The following is a 20679-nucleotide window of genomic DNA, read 5'->3' on the forward strand; positions in this document are numbered from 1 at the left end:
GTAAACTTTATCTCCAATACGAATACTCTCTCTTTTTTCCTTATTTTTGAGCAGATTAAAAATATCATCATGAAAAGAGCACTAATCAGCCTTTTTACATTAATTATTATATTGGTTAGTCATGAAACCAATGCAGAAAAAAAGCCTCTTAGCGTGGATTATCCTAAAACAAAAACTCTAGATACTATAGATAATTACTTTGGTGTAGAAGTAAAAGATCCATATCGTTGGTTAGAGGATGATAAGAGTGAAGAAACAGCTGCCTGGGTTAAAGTACAAAATAAAGCAACATTTAGTTATTTAGACCATATCCCTTTTAGAAATGATTTAAAAGAACGTCTTTCTAGTTTATGGAATTACGAAAAAGTTGGTGCTCCATTTGTTGAAGGGAATTATACCTATTTTGCAAAAAATGATGGTTTACAAAATCAGAATGTATACCATAGAAAAAAAGGGAATGCTAAAGCTGAGGTGTTTTTAGACCCGAATACATTTTCAGATAATGGGACCGTATCTTTAGGCGGCATGAGTTTTTCAAAAAACGGAACAATATTGGCATATTCTATTTCTGAAGGTGGAAGTGATTGGAGGAAAATTTTAATCATGAATACCGAAACGAAAGCTATTATTGAAGACCCACTCATTGATGTCAAATTCACTCAAATATCATGGTATAAAGATGAAGGGTTTTATTATTCAAGTTATGATAAACCTTTTGGTAGCGAGCTTTCTGCTAAAACGGACCAACACAAAGTTTACTATCATAAATTAGGAACTGCTCAAAAAAATGATGTTTTAATTTTTGGTGGAACCCCCGAAGAAAAGCACCGTTATATTTATGCTAAAGTTACAGAAGACAGCAAGTATTTGGTTATCACACCACGAGTATCAACCTCTGGGAATAAACTATTTATAAAAGACCTTTCTGTACCAAATAGCACATTAGTTCCTGTTTTAAACCATACCGATACAGACACCTATGTTATTGATAACTCAGGGAGTAAACTGTTTCTGGTTACGAATTTAAACGCACCAAATAAGCGCATAGTTGCTGTAGACACATTAAATCCTACACCAGATAACTGGGTAGATATTATTCCTGAAACTGAGCACGTTTTATCGCCGTCGGCAGGATGTGGTTATTTCTTTGCGCATTATATGGTCGATGCCATTTCAAGAGTAAAACAGTATGATTATAACGGAAAATTAGTTAGAGATGTAAAACTTCCTGGATTAGGAACAGCTAGTGGTTTTGGTGGCAAAAAAGAAGAAAAAGCAAATTATTTTTCGTTTACTAATTACAATACACCATCAAGTATTTATAAATTTAATGTTGAAACAGGAGATATTGAATTATATTGGAAACCATCCATTGAGTTTAATAGTGATGCTTACGAAAGCAATAAAGTATTTTACACCTCAAAAGATGGTACCAAAGTACCCATGATGATTACACATAAAAAAGGATTAGAATTACATGGTAAAAATCCAACAATTCTATTGGGCTATGGCGGATTTAATGTTAGCTTAACACCTGCTTTTAGTATTAGCAATGCCGTTTGGATGGAACAAGGAGGTGTTTTTGCCGTTCCCAATTTGCGTGGAGGAGGCGAATATGGTAGAATATGGCATGATGCAGGAACTAAAATGAAAAAACAAAATGTATTTGATGATTTTATTGCTGCTGCGGAATATTTATTTACCAAAGAGTATACATCATCAGAATATTTAGCACTTAGGGGTGGTTCTAACGGCGGTTTATTGGTAGGCGCTGTAATGACACAGTGTCCAGAGTTGGCAAAAGTAGCCTTGCCCGCAGTTGGTGTTTTGGATATGCTACGTTACCATACCTTTACATCTGGAGCCGGCTGGGCTTACGATTACGGCACTGCTGAAGATAATAAAGAAATGTTTCATTATTTAAAAGGGTATTCACCTTTACATAATGTGAAATCTGGAGTACACTATCCAGCAACACTAATAACAACTGGCGATCATGATGATCGTGTTGTGCCTGCGCATAGTTTTAAATTTGCTGCTGAATTACAAAGCAAACAAATAGGAAATAACCCTACCCTAATCCGTATTGAAACTGATGCAGGCCATGGTGCAGGAACACCTGTAAGCAAGGCCATTGAACAATATGTAGACCTTTTTGGTTTTACACTATACAACATGGGATTTGAAGTTTTGCCAAGTCTAACCAATGAAAAAATAAAAGGATAAGACTATGTATTTGAATCGATTAAAAAAGAATCTAACAGACAAAAACATCAAAGTCCTTTTTACAGATTATTATGATACACTTATTCATAGAACAGTTCATCCTAATTATACCATAAAAATATGGGCTAAATTCATGATTATAGAATTTGGTCTTAATACGACTACAGACGAACTTTATTTCATAAGGCAAGAATCCATGACTTATTTGTGTAATAAGTTAGATAGAAACAATGTAGAAGTGCCTTATGAAACATTAATAGGTGAAATTTATAAACGTTTAGTCAATAACAATATTATTGAAAACATTAACAAACCACAATTTGTTAAAGCTTTTGAAAGCATAGATCTTAAGGCAGAAACAAGTGTTCAATACCCGAATGAAAACATCTTAAATCTGCTTAATGACTTTAAAGCGAATGGTGGTAAAGTATACCTCGTTTCAGATTTTTATGGCTCCAAATCATTATTCAAAAAAATGCTAAAACACCATGGTATTTTAGATGTTTTTGATGATGTGTTTAGCTCTTCATCACTTGAAAAAAGTAAACATAGCGGGACTATTTATAATGCTGTTATTTCACAACTTTCAATCCAACAGAAGGATATTATGATGATTGGCGATAATAAACGAAGCGATTTTGAAAATGCAACTAAAAATGGGCTCAATGCATTTCTTTTACCTCATGATAAGTATTTGAGGAAGAACAGACGTAACGCATTAGGTGATGATTATAAGAAAGCAAAAAAAGCAGTAAATACCATATATAAGGCATGCACTAAAAAATCGTCTATGCCTTTTACACAGTATATTATTTTTTATCATTTTTTTACAGAAAGGCTCTATTATAAATGTAAAAAAGAAGGTGTTAAAAACTTGTTTTTTCTTTCTAGAGAAGGACAGTATTTAAAAAAACTATTCGACTCGTATCAAGATTTTGCTTCGATTGAAAATGGTGCCAAAATAAAAACCCATTATCTAAAGATATCAAGGCAGGCATCAATGCAGATAAACTTAAAGACTATTGATAAAGAAGAATTTAAATACTTAAAAAAAGAATATCCAGAACTGTCGCTACAAGATTTCTTAACCTTCTTTAACTGCCCTGATGATATAAAAAAAGCAATTGTAACAGCATTGAATATAGACATTGACAAGCCTATAAATGACTTTTTTAATTCATCAGAATATACAAACCTTAAGGCCAATAAAAACTTTACGGAATTTTATAAAAACCACAAACAGTCTAATACTTCAGACTTTAACGCGTATATAAATTCTTTTAATGCCAATGTCGAAGAAGAAGGTATACACCTTGTGGATATTGGCTGGGGAGGGACTATGCAAGAATCTATTTTTGGTTTTTTTGAAGAAAAAATACCAGTTACAGGCTATTATTTAGGGCTGCGGTATATGTATGATATTAAAGAAAAAACCCAACGTGATGGTTTGATTTTTTCAATACTGCCATTTACCAATTATCATGATAATATTTTAATGGCAAATAACCAATTTTATGAGCAATTTTCGGCAGCCAATCATGGAAGTGCTATTGGGTATACGAATAAGAATAATGGTTATGTACTAGAAAAACACAATGCAGAAGAAAAATGGTTGTATGATAATTATATCCAAGACCATCAAAAGCAAATGTTTGATTTTCATTTGGCACTATTAAAAAGCACGGAGACTATTTGTTATGACCAAGAAATGATACAGCGAATAATTTCGAAGAAAGCTTTGATTTCTGGGTTGTTCCATAACCGTAGACATTTAAAGTTTATCCAAACCTTAAACTCTGGGTTTTATCAAAATATAGGAACTAATAAAGTCGGGATTTCATATAAGAAAGAAGAAGGCGATGGTATTATGAAGTACATCCTCACCTTCCTATTAACCCCCGAATTGGTCTTTCGTTATATAACAAAACTAAAGCCTATACTCTATGAGAAAAATAAAATATTAGCAGCTTTAACACCAACCTACTTTATTTATTTCTATTTTCTACTAAATAGATATATTAGGTTTAAGGTTTTAAAAAATTCGTTTTTACTTAAATCTACTTATTTTAAGGATGCCAATAAAATCTAAATTTTATTTAGTACGTTAAGCTACTATGTTAGACATACAACATGTAACATTCCGTTATAAAAAGCAAAACATTCTAGAGGATATTAACTTTAGTGTAAAAACAGGTGAACACGTTTCTATTATTGGCGAAAGTGGCTCTGGAAAAAGCACACTTTTAAAATTGCTGTATGGAACTTATGATTTAAACAAAGGCCATATATACTGGAAGGACGAAGAAATTCTAGGTCCAAAATTTAATCTCATTACAGGTCCCGATTATATGAAATATGTGGCACAGGAATTCGATTTAATGCCTGTTATTTCAGTTTCAGAAAATATAGGCGCATTTCTTTCTAATTTTTACCCTGAAGAAAAGCAAGAACGCATTAAAGAACTTTTGGAAGTTGTGGAATTGACCCCATTTTCAAAAACCAAAGTTAAAGAATTAAGCGGCGGACAGAAACAACGTGTAGCATTGGCAAGGGCCATAGCAAAACAACCAGAAGTGATTTTATTAGATGAACCATTTAGCCATATTGATAATTTTAAAAAACAGTCCTTACGCAGAAACCTGTTTAAATATTTAAAGAAAAAAAACATTACCTGTATTGTGGCTACCCATGATAAGGATGATGTGCTATCGTATTCGGATAAGATGATTGTTTTACATGATGCTAAAATTATAGCAAATAATACACCTCAGTATTTGTATAATAATCCTGAAAACAAATTAGTCGCTTCTTTTTTTGGGGAGTTTAATGAGATTGATGGCGAGATGGTTTATGCCAATCAGTTAAAAGTCGTTGAAAAATCAGATGTAATAGCTGTTGTAAAACAATCGTATTATAAAGGCCATTACTTTTTAATTGAAGCAGAATGGAATGAGGAAAAGGTGTTTTTTGAGCATCCTGAAAAACTTAATTTAAACCAAAAGGTAAATCTTTTAATTAAAAAATAGTTTATAGGACCTGTTCAATCTTAAAGGTTTCATTTCTAAAAGTTACAGTATTCCCAACATGTTTACCTATTAATAATTGCCCAATAGGTGTGTTTGACGAAACAGCATAAAACAAATCATCATTTACTTGTAAAGCTCCAGCGCTTATGGCTATAAAATAGTTGGCGTTAGAGGTGTAAACTACCTGACCCAAACCAATTGTTTTAGAAGTTTTATTTATATTTACTTTTAATAGCAGTTCCTTTGTTTTTTGAATTTCAGCCAATTGGCGGCCTGCTTTTTCACGTTCTAGTTGTAGCATGGCTCTGCCAGTTTCATGCTTATCGCCAGCACTACTTTTGGTTTCTGACCGTAATGACACTTGAATTTCATTAATGGTATTTTGAATGATCTGGAATCGCTTTCCAACAAATTCTTGACATTGGTTATATAAGCTCTTTTTAATATTCATTTAAACTAAATCTGCTAATTCTTTACCAACTAAACTGCCAATAGCAATGCCCATGCCGCCAAGACGAACTCCACAAAACACATTGTTGCTTAGTTGTTTTACAAGCGCTTTCTTTTGGTTTCCAACACCCATAATTCCACTCCAACGCTGGTCTATTTCAAAAGCTGTTTCCGGAAGAATAGTGGTTTTTAAAAGGTCTTCTAAGGTGTTTTGAATCTTTGCTGTTTGATTTAGTACTGTGGTTTCTTCACCTTTAAAATCAATGTGACGTCCACCCCCAAGTAAAATCCTGTTATTGATATTTCTAAAATAATAAAACCCTTTATTTAAATGGAATGTCCCTTTTATATGCAAGTTTTTTAATGGCTTGGTAATTAAAACCTGTGCTCTGGCGGGCTTTACTTTTTCGTTAATGAGTTGCGATGCAAAGCCATTTGTAGCTATCATTAACTTCGAGCTTGAAAACTCAAATGCATTAGTTTTTATTTTTACTGAATCATTGATTTCTGAAAAACTTTCAACCTGAATACTATTTAAAATTTTGACACCCTGTTTTAATGCTAAATACATCAAAGATTCCATCATCTTCCCGGTGTCAAGTTGACCTTCGTATGGGTTATAAACGTATTGATTTTTTATGTTTTTAAAGTTGAAGCTATTATCGTGCAGACTAAAAATATCATCTTTAAAAATGGGTTTAAGCATTTTGTTTATAGCGTCTTTTTTTGATAAACAGAGTTGAAACAATTCGGAATCACTTTCAGTAAATAATTCATAACCGCCATGGTTTTTGTAATTTATGGTTTGGTCTCCCAATGTGTTGCGTAAAAAGTTTAGGCCTTCCATGCGTTTTTTTATAAGCTCTAAAACCTCTGCTTCTGAATGGGATTGTAAATCGTCCAATATTTCACTTAGGCTCCCAAAGCATGCAAACCCAGCATTTTTTGTACTTGCACCTTGAGGTAAAACACCTTTTTCTAGAACTAAAACATTGGCTTTTGGGTGTTGTTTTTTTAATTGTAGTGCACAACTAAGCCCTACAATACCACTACCTACAATAGTGAAATCGATATTTGTTAACCAGTTTTTTATTTCCCAATATGAAAGATGCACTATTTTGGTGTTTTGATTTTAGTAAAAATACCTAAAATTTTAATGGAATTTTTTTACTGCGTTAGGGATTGCAGCGGTATCCTTTTTTGCTTTTTCTGTAAAAAAGATATAGCGAAAAGCCCGACCTTAATCCTGAATTTAGTTCAGGATTAAGGTAACGCCCTAAATATTATCATAATCAAACCATTCTGCAAAAGAACTATCGGTTTCTTGAAGTTTTAAGGAGTGCAAATGAATATGTTTTGGCAACCTTTTTTTTATTTTTTTTGAAAAGTCTATAACCATCATTTCACTGGTAGGTTGATAATCGACTAACAGGACATTGTGCCCGCGGTCTTGGAGCTCTTTGGCAAGTTCTACGTGCGGGGTGTTTTTATTAAAAACCGTGGCGTGGTCAAAGACATTTACAATTTCTTCTTTTACAATTTTTTTAAGGTCACCAAAGTCGATAACCATGCCATATTTAACATGGGTATGATCCGAAATCGGTTTGCCAATAACGGTAACCGAGAGTTTATAACTGTGGCCATGTACGTTTTTACATTTTCCGTCGTAACCATAAAGAGCGTGACCTGTTTCAAAAGAGAATTGTTTTGTGATACGAATGTTATTGCCCATTATTTTCTTTTTCTGCGGTTAACGGCGTAAACGATTATTAAAACTAAAGCTAAAACGAGAAACAATCCATTGCCGCTCAAAAATGACATGATATCCATATTATTGTTTGTTAATTCTATTTTTGTTATATCTATAAATTAAGTAAGCTAATAATACAAGAACCACAAAAGGTAACATAGAGCCAATAAAGACACCTATTTCGTATCCCTTATCCGGTGCGTTTTGTATTTTTTCTTCTATATCTACTTGCAGAAGTAAAGTAATAAATAGATTCATAATGGTTTGTTATGCTATTATGCAAAGTTAATTATTTTGTGAAAGTGGAATAAACATTTTTCTGAATTTTATGATTAAGGGAATGCCTCTGGCAATAATCCAGACAGTAATGGCAATAAAGATGGCATGTAATTTATAGTCCAAGCTATCTAACCAAAATAATATGGGTATGAATATTATAAAGGTTGAAAATAAAAGCACATTACGTAAATACTTCATTTTTCCTAGACCTTTAAACATACCATCAAAAATAAATGCTAATGTACATAGAGGCTGCATAACCAGAACTATCCAAAACACATTGTAAAAAGCATTTAAAACTTCGGGTTCTTTTGTGAAAACACGCCCTATTGGATAATAAAACAGCGCGCCAATGAGACCTAAAATTATCCCGATTATAAGACCATATTTTATTAATTTATTACTTAGGGTAATTAATAAACCATAGGCTTTTGCTCCAAAGAGTTTTCCAGATAGAATGTTACCTGCACTAGCATAACCATCAACAATAAAAGCACTCAAAAACCATAAATTTATAGCAATGGTATAGGCTGCAATATATTCGGCTCCATAACTGGTTGCAAACGCACTGGCATAATATAGGGTAACATTTAAAGCAATAGTTCTTACAAAAAGGTTAAGAATCATTAAAATAAAGCGTTTGATTTCTTTATTAAATGGGAAACTAAATTTTAATGGAATAACTGTTTTTTTAAGAAGGAAATAAGCTGAAAAAATAGCCATTAAAATTTGAGCAATAACACTCGCATAGGCAGCACCTTCAATATTCATAGGAGTTATATAACCATCAATACCATATACCAAAATAATGTCTAGAATGATATTTGCAGCACTTCCAATAATAGCAATAATCATAGGGTAATAGGTGTTTTGCAATCCCCGGAAGGCCCCAAAAACAGCTATGGTAAATAAAGTAAAAGGAAAGCCAAGAACACGAATTTTATAATAAATGATGCTGTAATCTAAAATTAAATTGGAAGCATTATACAGTTTGAAAATAGTTCTAGCAAACGGATACGTACTAACAATAATCAGAATACTTAAAGAGGTAATAATAAAAATAGCTTGGGCAGGAAGGTTTTTAATGTTTTCTAGTTTATTAGCACCTACATATTGTGACACGATAGATGAAATGGCACTCCGTGTTTGGCCCAGTACCCAAATAAGCATAGACATAAAAGTGGTTACGATACCTACTGCTGCTAAAGATTCTGTGGCGTTGTATTGAATATTGCCAACTATAGCCGCATCTGTTAATGATAAAATAGGCTCGGACACTCCAGAAATTAAGGCTGGAATGGCAAGTTTGTTTATATGTTTTAAACTAATGTTTATATTCACAATACAAGTTCGTAACAATAAAACGGATATTGGCTTTGTTTAGGAAAGAAAATTTCTCCTAAGCGCTTATATCCACGTTGTTCATAAAATTTTTGGTTTCTTGAGTTTTGTGAAAAGGTGTCTAACCTTACTGATGTATATTGGTTTTTTTTAGCGAAGTCTTCTGCAAATTGCATGAGCTGTTGTGCATAACCTTTACCTTGTTGGTTTGGATGAATTGCTAAACGGTGGATAAAGATGTTATTAGTATTGGGTGTTAACCAAGAGATAGGGATATATTCTTCATCCATAAATGTGGATATGATAATACAACCAATAATACTGTTTTCTAATTCTAACACATACAATTCATTACGATTAATATCTTTTAAAAAGGCTTGTTTGTTGGGGTAAAATTCATTCCATTGATAAATATTTTTTTCAATCATATAGACAGCACAAGCCCTTGTTATATGGAGGATTTTATCGATTTCTTCTAATGTCGCCTTACGAATCATTGTAAATATTTTACTTTTGCTTCAAATTTATTGTAATTTTAGCTTTAAACTTTATAGATATGAAAAATATTTTAGTTCCTGTTGGGGCATCAAAAAATGGATTAAGTCATTTGCAGTATGCTGTAGATTTTGCCGAAGCTTTTAAAGCAAAACTTTTTATTGTACAGATATATAATGTTTATACCAAGGCTGGAACTATGATTAAGGTTGACCATATTATAGAACGGGAAAGTAAAGCGTTTTTAGACGATTTGGTTTCAAAAATTGATACAAAAGGCGTTGAGGTTATTATAAAAACCTTAAAAGGGAAGCTTATAGATACTTTAGAATTGGCTTGCGAAAAAGGAGATGTTGATTTGGTTTTAATCGAACCCAGAACAAACTCTATAAAACACGAGGTCTATTTAGGTAAAACATCAGGTAAAATAATAAAACAAATGGATGTTCCTGCGCTTATTGTACCAGAGGGCTATACGTTTAAAAAGCCAGCAACTATTTTAATGGCCATTAAATCTGCTATTATTAAAAAAGCCCATGTTCTTAAACCGCTTCAATCTATAAAGGATAAATTTAAGGCTACGGTTGATTTATTATTAGTAAAAACACCATACCATAATCAAGGTGATTTTGATGTGAATGATGAATTAAAGGCTGTTGTTGCTCAGGTTGTAAAAACAGAAAATGCGACAACCTTTCAAGGTGTTTTAGAGCATATCCAATCTCATAACCCAGATATGTTGTGTGTTGTAAGACGTAAACGTGGCTTCTTCGCTAAAAAATGGGAAAAGAACACCATTCTTAAAAAAGATTTTTACAGTAGTATTCCTGTATTAGTATTGAGTGGATTAAAGTAAAATTGGTGGTAGGTCTAATTAAAGCTTGGAAAGTTTTAAGACTATTCTTAGTTGTAAACGGTGTTTTGTAACGTATTTACTGTAATTCTATTTTATCGATTAGAAGCTTAAATTCTTCTTCATTTTTATTTCCGATTAAAAATGCTATTTCTTCAATAGTGTCTTCCGAAAAATTTGGTTTGTCAAGCTTTCTTCCTCTAAATGAAGGGTACATGTTTTTTAGAGAAATTTCTATGTCTTGCCAATCGCCAGTTGTTGAAAAGCTAGTTATATAGGAATAATAATCTCCCGAACTGGATTTTATTCTAAATTGATATGTTTTATTATCGCCTTTTATTTTAAGTCTGATTTTAGTGAAACCCCCAATTAATGTTCGTTCGAATTTATAGTGTACAGAAGAGAACCCGCCGTTGTTATCCAATGATATAGAACCTTGAAAAACCCCGTAACCTTGAGGGCTTAAACCAAAAGAACCTGATGATTTTCCGCCCATAACAACATCATCAATAATTTCCCAATTTTTTAGATCTGATTTTTGATTAAAGTCGAAGATTATATGTGATGCCATAAAAGGGAATGTAATTATTAAAAAAATTAAGTGCTTCATGAAATTATTTATTGCTTACAAGGTCTACGATTTTATGTCTGTTGCGTTGGCAAGGTCTAAGTTAGTAAAAGAAAACGAACAAAAGCCAAATCTATAGGGTTTTCCGATTATAAACAGATTACGATATTAATTATATACCCTTTGTTATCGGGTAGTTTTTTTAAAATTTCTTAAGGCCCCTGCCTAGTAAAGTGGGTTAGATATAAGTTTCTCGGGAATTAATTTATGTCTTAGTAAATTACTATGGAACGAATACTACAAATACCAATCTTAAATTGAAATGATAGAGGGTTTTTAGTATTAGGTTTTTGCACTAAAATGTATACATTTGCATAGTTTTGAAAAAAGGGGATGTAGCTCAGTTGGCTAGAGCGCTTGACTGGCAGTCAATAAAGGACTTCGTTCTCTCTTCTTCAAATCACTTAATAATCAATTACTTACAGGTATTTTTCAATCCAAAATATTTTGGTAGTGGGGTATGGTGGTGCGGTTTTTTTTAATCTTTTTTCATTTTATAAAATCAATTTATGATTTACTTAAATTGAGTATAGGTTTTATCGAATATTTTTTATACTTGAAAATCAAACTACTAATTAACTGCTTATGCAATTTAAAATAACAATTATATTTCTTCTACTATTATCAATTAATTTATCTGCATAATAAGTTACACTTGAATTGGAAAAGATAACCTCTGAACAAAACAGCAGAAGAATTAAAAAACTAAATGATGAAAAGAATTAAGTATTTATTAGTGGTATTAGTTTTTGGGTTTGCATTTAATGCCCAAGCTCAAAACAAGGAAACTGACCCAGACTATGAATTTGTTTTTGAGGAAGAAGGTTACAAAACTTATTACACTTCAATACATATGAAAAATTTTGCTTCTATGGCATGTTCCAAAGTAGAAAGCCTTGGAGCCAATGATGACGTTGGAAAACATCTTGAAAATCTTTTTCTAAGATTCTTGAGAATAACGAGAGAAACACCAAACTATAAAAATATTATTGCTGCTTTTTGGAACAAACATTCTTCAGAATTTATTTGTGTAAAGACCAGATTGGGTAGTGTACCATCACCACAGCATCTTATGAAGAGAGTTGTTACTGTTTCTTCACACAATGTTGTCTTTGATACATTCATATTAACTTTAGGGCGACAAGTAAAAGATGTGAAAAAAGACCGTCCATTAATTGACCTGAATGCGATTGAAATAAACCAACGGGGAGAGGAGGAAACAGTTATCGATTATATAAATTCAATTATTAGCATTGAAGAGAATAAGAAACGTTATGATATTGCTGATTTAAAAGCACTAATAGCAACTCTCTCTGTTTACGGGGCGAAAACAGCAAAAGATTTAAAAAACTAAATTTCGTCATACTTTTCCCATAAATCTTGAAATGCTTCCTCATAATCATAATAAAAAGGTGGTTGTAGATTTTCAATATTAAATTGAAGTAATGAAGACAATCCATTCTTGTTTTTATTGGATAATACAAAGGATGCCATAGGGGGATTTTCACTAAAAATTAGCACATCAGAGAATATTTGAAATAAATTAAGGATTCTATCTCCGTATTGGTATTCTAGTTCTTGCATATCTATTAAAACCGCTATGGGCTGAAACTTTAAAAGTGCCAATCCAATTTTTTGATATAGGTACTGCCCATAATCTTCCCCTCTTGACCCAACAGAACAGGTACCCACTATTTTTATAATTAGAAAACATTTACCTTCTTGCTGCTCATAAAACAAACATTTAACGTCTGTCGCTTCTTCAATTTGCACTTCTACAGGTTTAAAATTATCCATTTGATTCAATTTCGTATTAGGTTTTAATAGATTATTATTAATTTTCAAAACTATCTGCTGGATACTCTAACATTACTTTTCTTAAAATAAATTCGGGTTCTTCTTCAAAACTATCATCCAAATATTTATCGGCAATTACCTCTAAATCTTCGTAAGTAGTTTCTATTGTATTACACCAGTTTTGTATATCTGAATAATATACTTGTTTTTTACCTAAAAGAATACGTGCCTTACTATTAATTAGCAATCCAATGAGACCAATCATCCCATAATTAGTGGTTTCATATGCTTTCAAAGTTTTTATATCAATTTCTGAAAGCTTGCTGTTTTCAATAAATAAAGGTTTTAAATAGGCGAATATGTCTATTTCAGAGCCTTCAATCAAGACGTTTTGTAGGTCAGTCAAATCAATTTGTTTTAATAGATGTATTGTAATAATATGTTCATCAAAAATAATGATTCAGACAGGAAGGTTCTAAAATATACTGAAATTGGGAATAGGTTTTATTTATTAATCTTTGTATACTTGGTAATCCAATTGTTATTGAGCTACTTATGAAATTCAAAATTGCCATTACATTTATTCTACTATTTTCAATTAATTTATTTGCACAAGAAGTTACACTTGAATCGGAAAAGATGACTACTGAGCAAAAAAGAGTGCAGAAAATAGAAGAGGAGATTAGAAAACTGGAAGATGATTATGCAAAATCTAAGGCTCAGCACGAAAAAAACACAAAAGGGCTATTCCCTAACTCGTTTAGTTTAAATGCAGATAAAAATGTATTAGCCCAAAAGAAAAAAGAAAATGAAGCTGTATTATATTCAATGCAAGAAAGTGGTTTAAAAGAAAAGGCAAAACAAATAGATATTCTTAGTAATTCAATAGGTCATAAATTTAGTTATCGCTCTGCCTTACAAGGGCGAATAAATAAACTTAATGAGAACATTAAGAACATTAACAATCGTTTAAGTGGTCTTCAAAAAAAGGAAGGAGAGGAAAATACCGATAAAATAAAATACAATATAGAGGTTTCTAAATTAGATGATGAGATTTCAAATTTGGACGCTTTGTTAGCTAAATCAAAAGTTGAAAAAACAAAAAAGACAAAGAGTTTGGATGATTTTTTAAATGAATCTGGTAGAACAAGTTCTACAAAAAAAAGTAGCTCAAATAATTTGGACGATTTATTAGCGGGTAGCTCACAAAACAAAAAAGCAACCTCGAGTAATCTTGATGATTTACTATCGAGTAAAAGCAAGTCAAAGTCTAATGAAAAAGATTTAGATGCTTTGTTAGGCTCAGTAGAAGATGATATTGACTTTAAAATTGATTATAACAACGGATTAACAGGCGTTATAAATAGTCGGGGAAAGGTTTTAATACCATATAGGAATTGGAGTATTTTGGAATATAAAATGGGTTATGCTAAAGTGAGAAAGAAAATAGAAACAAAATCTTGCTACGAGACTTGTACAGCATATAAAGAGGGTTTTGTTGATAAAAAAGGAGATTTTATTGATGGTTATGAAATTGATTTTTCTTACGATAGTTATAAATCAAATGGACCATTGCGTTTAATTGCGATTAAAGGACATGACCCAAATAAAGAATCTTATCTGCAATATCTAAATCGGAAAGAAAGAGATGAAAGAGACTCTAAAAGAAGAAAAGCACGTGAAAAAAGAGAAAAAGAAATTGAAAGGAAAAAATGTAAAATTGAAATAAATAATTGGAAAAACAGTATAAAATCAAGATACAGATAATTATGAAAAAAATAGTAATAACATTAGTACTTGCAGTATGCAGTTTTCAAGTCGGTTTTTCACAAGAAATAGACCAAAAAACATTGAGTAAAATTTCAATGAAAATGGTCATTATTGAATCGCTTAATGAAAGTGGGGATTTTAAAAAATCATTAAATTCTTTTGATGATTTATTTGAGTTAATCGGAGATAATGAATCGGTTAAAATTCAAATTCTTTATATCAAAACCTTATACGGTTTTATAAAAAAAGATATGAAAGAATCGAAAGAAAAAGGAATTGAAGAACCAATACGTTTTGTAATTGAAGAATTAATAAACTGTTATTATGCTATAGATAAACTAAACGAAATGAATGTTTCTCAGGAGGACCTAAAGGAAATTGCATTAATTTCATATGAGGTAGATGAAATGTTTGTAAACTCAAAAGAAGAAAGGTTATATAATGGAAGAATTCGGTTTTCAGTAAAAAGTAGAACAACTCCTGGAATTTCTCTAGCTAAATTTGAAATTAATGGAAAATATAGTTACATAAATAAATATGGTGAGGTAGTTTTACCGCCTATTTATGATGATAATAGTTCTCAGGGTTTTAATGAAGGGGTAGCTGCTGTTATACTTAATAAAGAATTCTTAATAGTTAATGAAAAAGGAGATATACTTAAAAATCTTGGTAAAAACTTATTTGGCTCTCCTGGAGTTTGTTATAATGGGCTAATAGCGGTGAGTGCCAATACAGGAGGTGTATTTATAAATAAAAAAGGTGTTATTGTTTTAAAGAGTTTTCTTTTGGCACCTGGTGATTTTACAGGTGCGCTTGCTCCCGTACAGAAAGTTATTGAAGATAGAATTAAAACGGGTTATATAGATGAAAACGGGAGATTAGTTGTACCATATCAATATGATGATGGGGATAATTTTTACAATAATATTGCTATAGTTGAGAAGAATGATAAATATGGGATAATCAATATAAAAGGTGAAGAACTAGTTGCACCAAAGTATGATGAAATAGGAATTCCAGATTTCGAAAAATATAATCTATTAACAGTAGAAGTCAATGGGAAATTTGGTTGGATTGATAAATACGGTAAACTGATTATACCAATAAAGTATAGTTACTACGGTATGCCTCGTTTTGATGATAATGGACGTGCTTATGTAAAAGATAACACAGGGTATCACCATATAAATACTAAAGGAGAAAGAATTGACTGATATGAAAAAAATAATACTAATACTAATAACAGCTTGCAGTTTCTCATTTGTTCAATCACAAAACCTAGACCAAGCAACCGTAAATAAAATTAGAGTTAAACTTATAGGTGCAGAGAAATTGTATGAACAAGGAAAATATTATGAGACACTAGAAAAAACAAGAGAAATTGAAGCAATTTCAAAAGGAATGAAATCTGCAAAGATTCAAAATTTAAAGGTTAAAGCATATTTAGGGTTAGAAGAGTTTCACCAAAGTAAAAAAGAATTGGATAAGCTCTATAATATGAACCCTAATGACGAAATAATTGAGGATATCGCTTCTTATGAGTCTAAAATTGATTCAGAATTAGCTAAGGAAAGAGTTAGGCAAGAAAGAGAGCGATTAGCAGAGGTAAAAAGAAAAGAGGATGCTGAAAAAGAAAGAGTGGCTAATAAAGTAGCGGAAGGTGAGTTTAATGTATGGTACAAAAATAAATATGGAGATAGTAATATAAATACTGTTTACAGTAAATTGGATAGATTTGGAAATAAGAAACTCGGTGTTGTAAACAGTTCGTTTGAAACGTTAATTGATTTCAAATACGATAGGATTAATAAGCTTGAAAATAATATTAACATTACGGAAATCACAGATGGAAGTAAATTAAAAAAAGGATTGCTCGATATTGAAAGGGGGGTAGAAATTGTATCTTCAAAATACAAGCGTATTAAATATTTTGAAGAAGGAACGGCAGAAGTTGAAAATTTTTATAGAAAATATACGCTTATAGATATGAAAGGTAGGGAATTGGTAGACGGGTATAAATATTCGCTAAAATTTAATAGTTTGGGATACTCCGAGTATTGGAATTCTAGCGGAAACAACGGAGTTATTAATAAACGAGGAAAAATTATTGTAAAGCCCAATGAATATTATAGGGTGAAATTACATGATGAAGGATATATAAGTGTTGGTGTTCAAGATGAAAAGGTTGTTTCATATGCAAAAAAAAGGGATGGAACTGACTATGGTTTGTTAGATATGAAAGGGAATATTGTTATTCCGATAAAATGTTGGGGATGCGATTTCACTTTTGAAAATGGTCAAATTATGGCAGAAAGAAACGCTGGTAGTTATAAAGGAACTATTGATTATAGATATGCAATTTATAGTAGGACAGGTAGTCTGATTAAGTCTTGGAGTAGCAGTAAGTAAAATTATGAGTGTATTCATTTGCTAATTTAGTTGCTGAAAAACGCTTAAGTATAACAGTTACGAGTTTTTTACTGGTTGTTGAAAAGCCAACTGTTTATTTAATAACATTTTGTAAGTTTTTTAGTGGTGCATTAAGGATTACTTTAGTAATTCTCTTAGAAGTTTATTAGAAGGAATAAGTACCAATTATTCTTGTTTTATTGACTATTATTACAATTATTTTGATTTTTTTAACGATTGATAATGTTGAAAAAACATATAATATTTGACTGGATTCTAAAATTGGTGTCCTCTAACTTTCTATAATTTTGCAATATGAAAATCTTCAAATTAGTTTTATTCTCCTTTTTGTTATGTGGAAATATTCAAGCTCAAAACAGTGCTTATTTAGAGGCTAAAGCTTTAAAGGAGTTATCGAATAATGAAGATATTATTGCCTTTATTAATAGTATTGATGACGTGACTGATTGCATCGGTGATGAGGAAAAGAATTTAGTAATTCAGTTAGGCAAATTTCTTGCCGAGCCATTTAATAATGATTTAAGCGACTTTGACACGAATATGGTTCTAAAAGTTTTTGAAGATATAGATGTGACTTCATGTTATAAAAATAAAATGCTAATCGCTAAGCATGCCCCTATCAAAAGCAAAATTAATTTTGATTCTAAAATAAACCTAGAGATACTTAAGGACACAGATGACCAACTTAATTCAGGTAAATCTTTAACGACAAACATTATAGACGGAACTGCACAGTTCTTGGTTGAAAGAACCAAAAAGGAACTTACATTAACCTTCTATGATAACCTAAAGGAAATATTGGACAAAGACTACATAATAACTTTAAATTCAGATGGCAAAAAAGTTACCATTAACATTAATTTGGAAGAAGTATTTCCCAAAACCCTTTTACTTTTAAAAAGCCAAAATAGTTTTGATACTCCTTCCTTGGGTCAAACTTGGGTATCTGCTTTTAAATCGGACATCGCAGAAATGCCTGAGAATATACTTAATGAACTTTTGAATTCAGACTTTATTAAAACTGAATTTGGACAGAGTATTAAAATGTCAATGGATTTATTCAATGCAATAAAAAAAGGAGATTCTGCTGAACGAATTATAAAATTATTGGCAACTCAATATAATGATTATGATAACTATGCTCTTCATAAGTTTATTGGTGCATTAGACCTTTTTTATGATAACTTAATTAATGAGGATGGAAAATTAGTTGGTTTTAATGAAATTAAAATTTTAGAAAAAAAAGAGTTAGATTATTTTATAGGACTAATTTTTATTAAGCTTAAATCAAATAAAATCATCCCCAAAAGCTACCAGTTGTCAGAACACCTAGTTCGCACCGAATTGATACCTAAAATTTACACTCTTACTAATGATTTTGAGAATCTTTCTAATCAATTAAAAGAATTAAGTGATGAACAGGGTAAGCTGAATTTTGAGGCTTATTTTAATTTTGCATCATCAACACTCAATTTATATTCTATCAGCGCCTCTTTTTTAGAAGAAATAATTAAAGGAAACAATGTCCAAATGCCGTTTGATACCGCAAAACTTAAAGAGTTAACTATTTCTTTCAATGCTATATATAATTCTATGGCTTCTAAAGATTATGGTAATTCACTTTTAACTACTATTGGATTATTGGATAAGTTTTTGATAGATAATCAAACAAATGATAAAATAAAAAAGCATATTGTTTTCTATGGTAACTTTTTGGTAGATATAATAAATGCATCTAAAGAGGGAAGCAAGGTTGAAGTAAAGGATATAATGAATACTTATGCTCTGCCAGTTAGTTCATATAGAATAAAACGGCAATTTAGTAACTCTTGGGACGTTAGTGCTTACCCTGGGATTTTTGGTGGATATGAAATTAATGAAAGTGATAGCTTCAGTTTTGGTATTACTGCACCTATAGGGTTTTCATATTCATGGAAAGTAGACAAGACAAAGGATATTAATACACAAACAAATTCGAATACTATTTTTCTTTCAGCAATAGATTTAGGCGCTCCCTTTAGTTATCGATTTAAGGACGATAGCGCTGAAGGTCTTCCTGAAAATATAAAATGGAGTCAAGTTTTTGCTCCTGGGCTATATTTTATCAAAGGATTTAAAAAATCCCCATTTGCCTTGTCATTTGGTGCTCAATTTGCGCCTTTATTAAGGAATATTGAAAATGAAGCTAATGAGTTTAATGATGAAAACGTATTGAGATTCACAATAGGATTAAATGTTGATATCCCTTTGTTTAATTTAAAAAGGAAAGCTCATAACGTTGATGCAGAAGATTCCAGTATTAAGTTAAATCAAAATGTTTTATACGGTGAAAAAATTAATTATTTCAAACCATCTGAGAATACATTTAGGGTGTTTTTTGATAAGGAAGGAGGCTTATACCCCGAAGAGTTTATTTCAAATAAAGATATGATTATTAATGAGTCTACATTAAGAGAGTATTATTCAAATAATCAATTGAAATTTGTAAAAATAGCAAGAGGTTTAAATCATGATTTTAAGAGTTTTACAGAAGCTAATTATAGAGCGTTTCAAACTAGTTTAGTGAATGAAAATTTACAATTACTAAATAATAAAATTAATTCAAATTCTAAAGTGTTTGTCCTGACACACGGTTTTAGAAAGCCCATAAGTTCAAGGTATGGCGGCAGTTCTTCTCAGGAGGACAATGAATTTTTAAAAGAGGCAATACTTGAACAGGCAGCCCTTGGTTCTGATATTAAATTCATAGAAATTTATTGGGATGCTACTTATGACTGCTGTGTTGGTAGAAATTTAAAAACGAATAAGAGAATATTTGAGCTTTTTGAAAATCAGGCAATAGGAAATGCTAACAAAGTGGGTTATTCTTTGAGAAATTTGTTGTCCAAAATAAAAGCTAATGAAATTAATATTATAGGTCATAGTTTAGGTACTCGGGTGGTATCGGCATCTTTATTCAACCTAAAAGATTCAGATATAGAGAATTTCAAGTTAAGTTTTGAAACCCCTACTCAACAAAAAATTAATGTTTGCCTCATTGCTCCAGCTATTTCTAGTGACTTGTTTACTGAATATTATGAAAGAACAACAATGAATGAAGATTTTAAAACGAATGATAATTATAAATTAACAGTGATATATAATAAGGACGATTTAGTGTTAAAAAAGAAATGGAAGAAAATATTTGGACCAGGCAGTTTAAAATATGGAAATACTAGTTTAGGCTGTAATTGTAATAATGATGCTATTACATTAGATACAATGTTTAAGGATAGTTTTCCTAATTCTGAATTTGAAAATATTGAAGCAAAAATTGGCAAAAACCACCATATAATGAAATATGTTAATTCAAAACCATTTAAACTATATATCAAAAACATACTAAATTAAGGCTGTATATGTTTACCATAGTTATTTGTTGTAATTTCTATTATATCAAATATACAGAAATAACTCACAAATATAAAGGGGTTAAATGTATTATTTATTTAGGAATCTAGAATTAGTATAAAGTTTCTAATTATTATAAAAATGGTGGTGGGTTTTGGTGGTGGGTTTTTGCACTAAAATGTATACATTTGCGTAGTTTTGCAACCAAATGCATTTTCTCATAAAAGAGGAGAAACCATTGTAA

17 protein-coding genes are annotated in these 20679 nt (G+C 31.1%); 9 read left to right on the forward strand and 8 right to left on the reverse strand.

The annotated features are described in order from the left end of the window. The first annotated feature begins 69 nt into the window (after window positions 1-69). From ABD941_RS08115 to ABD941_RS08125, 3 genes are read left to right on the forward strand one after another with little or no spacing between them, the layout of a single operon-like run. Complete coding sequence (locus ABD941_RS08115) at window positions 70-2226, forward strand: prolyl oligopeptidase family serine peptidase (protein WP_345273610.1); 2157 nt, start codon at window positions 70-72, stop codon at window positions 2224-2226. 4 nt (window positions 2227-2230) lie between these two features. Next, window positions 2231-4315 carry an HAD family hydrolase gene (locus tag ABD941_RS08120; RefSeq protein ID WP_345273611.1) on the forward strand — a complete coding sequence of 695 codons (2085 nt, stop codon included), beginning with the start codon at window positions 2231-2233 and terminating at the stop codon, window positions 4313-4315. A gap of 25 nt (window positions 4316-4340) precedes the next feature. Next, window positions 4341-5252, forward strand: coding sequence for an ABC transporter ATP-binding protein (locus tag ABD941_RS08125; protein ID WP_345273612.1), 912 nt, complete (start codon window positions 4341-4343; stop codon window positions 5250-5252). A gap of 1 nt (window position 5253) precedes the next feature. On the opposite strand, the gene ABD941_RS08130 is transcribed toward ABD941_RS08125, so the two are convergent. From ABD941_RS08130 to ABD941_RS08150, 5 genes are all read right to left on the reverse strand, one after another. Then, entirely contained in the window at window positions 5254-5703 is a 450-nt protein-coding gene (locus ABD941_RS08130; RefSeq protein ID WP_345273613.1) for a 3-oxoacyl-ACP synthase, read from the reverse strand. Continuing rightward, on the reverse strand, window positions 5704-6816 hold the full coding sequence (locus ABD941_RS08135; protein WP_345273614.1) for an NAD(P)/FAD-dependent oxidoreductase: 1113 nt from the start codon (window positions 6814-6816) through the stop codon (window positions 5704-5706). Between the two features lie 162 nt (window positions 6817-6978). Continuing rightward, window positions 6979-7434, reverse strand: coding sequence for a 6-pyruvoyl trahydropterin synthase family protein (locus tag ABD941_RS08140; RefSeq protein ID WP_345273615.1), 456 nt, complete (start codon window positions 7432-7434; stop codon window positions 6979-6981). A 303-nt stretch (window positions 7435-7737) separates the two neighbouring features. Continuing rightward, window positions 7738-9072: an MATE family efflux transporter gene (locus ABD941_RS08145; RefSeq protein WP_345273616.1), complete on the reverse strand. Its 1335-nt coding sequence runs from the start codon at window positions 9070-9072 to the stop codon at window positions 7738-7740. Continuing rightward, window positions 9069-9569 carry a GNAT family N-acetyltransferase gene (locus tag ABD941_RS08150; protein WP_345273617.1) on the reverse strand — a complete coding sequence of 167 codons (501 nt, stop codon included), beginning with the start codon at window positions 9567-9569 and terminating at the stop codon, window positions 9069-9071. Before ABD941_RS08150 ends, ABD941_RS08145 begins: the two co-directional genes overlap by 4 nt. 59 nt (window positions 9570-9628) lie before the next feature. On the opposite strand from ABD941_RS08150, the gene ABD941_RS08155 reads away from it, so the two are divergent. Continuing rightward, a complete protein-coding gene (locus ABD941_RS08155; protein ID WP_345273618.1) occupies window positions 9629-10423 on the forward strand; it encodes a universal stress protein in 795 nt (264 codons plus the stop codon). A gap of 76 nt (window positions 10424-10499) precedes the next feature. Here ABD941_RS08155 and ABD941_RS08160 read toward each other — a convergent pair whose 3' ends face one another. Next, on the reverse strand, window positions 10500-11030 hold the full coding sequence (locus ABD941_RS08160) for a CIA30 family protein (RefSeq protein WP_345273619.1): 531 nt from the start codon (window positions 11028-11030) through the stop codon (window positions 10500-10502). Window positions 11031-11760: 730 nt separating this feature from the next. Here ABD941_RS08160 and ABD941_RS08165 point away from each other — a divergent pair. Next, complete coding sequence (locus ABD941_RS08165) at window positions 11761-12402, forward strand: hypothetical protein (protein ID WP_345273620.1); 642 nt, start codon at window positions 11761-11763, stop codon at window positions 12400-12402. Here the strand turns inward: ABD941_RS08165 and ABD941_RS08170 are convergent. Both ABD941_RS08170 and ABD941_RS08175 read right to left on the reverse strand, forming a co-directional pair. Next, window positions 12399-12845, reverse strand: a complete 447-nt coding sequence (locus ABD941_RS08170; RefSeq protein WP_345273621.1) for a hypothetical protein — start codon at window positions 12843-12845, stop codon at window positions 12399-12401. The genes ABD941_RS08165 and ABD941_RS08170 overlap by 4 nt on opposite strands. Before the next feature lie 37 nt (window positions 12846-12882). After that, window positions 12883-13251 carry a hypothetical protein gene (locus tag ABD941_RS08175; protein ID WP_345273622.1) on the reverse strand — a complete coding sequence of 123 codons (369 nt, stop codon included), beginning with the start codon at window positions 13249-13251 and terminating at the stop codon, window positions 12883-12885. Between the two features lie 149 nt (window positions 13252-13400). Here ABD941_RS08175 and ABD941_RS08180 point away from each other — a divergent pair, with 149 nt between their 5' ends. The 4 genes from ABD941_RS08180 (at window position 13401) to ABD941_RS08195 (ending at window position 20435) form a co-directional block, all read left to right on the forward strand. Continuing rightward, window positions 13401-14612, forward strand: a complete 1212-nt coding sequence (locus ABD941_RS08180; RefSeq protein ID WP_345273623.1) for a hypothetical protein — start codon at window positions 13401-13403, stop codon at window positions 14610-14612. 2 nt (window positions 14613-14614) lie between these two features. After that, window positions 14615-15829 carry a WG repeat-containing protein gene (locus ABD941_RS08185; protein ID WP_345273624.1) on the forward strand — a complete coding sequence of 405 codons (1215 nt, stop codon included), beginning with the start codon at window positions 14615-14617 and terminating at the stop codon, window positions 15827-15829. A gap of 1 nt (window position 15830) precedes the next feature. Beyond that, window positions 15831-17024 (forward strand): WG repeat-containing protein, encoded by a 1194-nt coding sequence (locus tag ABD941_RS08190; protein ID WP_345273625.1) that lies wholly within the window; start codon window positions 15831-15833, stop codon window positions 17022-17024. A 315-nt stretch (window positions 17025-17339) separates the two neighbouring features. Then, entirely contained in the window at window positions 17340-20435 is a 3096-nt protein-coding gene (locus ABD941_RS08195; protein WP_345273626.1) for an alpha/beta hydrolase, read from the forward strand. Window positions 20436-20679 lie beyond the last annotated feature (244 nt).

Source organism: Flaviramulus aquimarinus (assembly GCF_039543205.1).
GTDB lineage: Bacteria > Bacteroidota > Bacteroidia > Flavobacteriales > Flavobacteriaceae > Flaviramulus_B > Flaviramulus_B aquimarinus.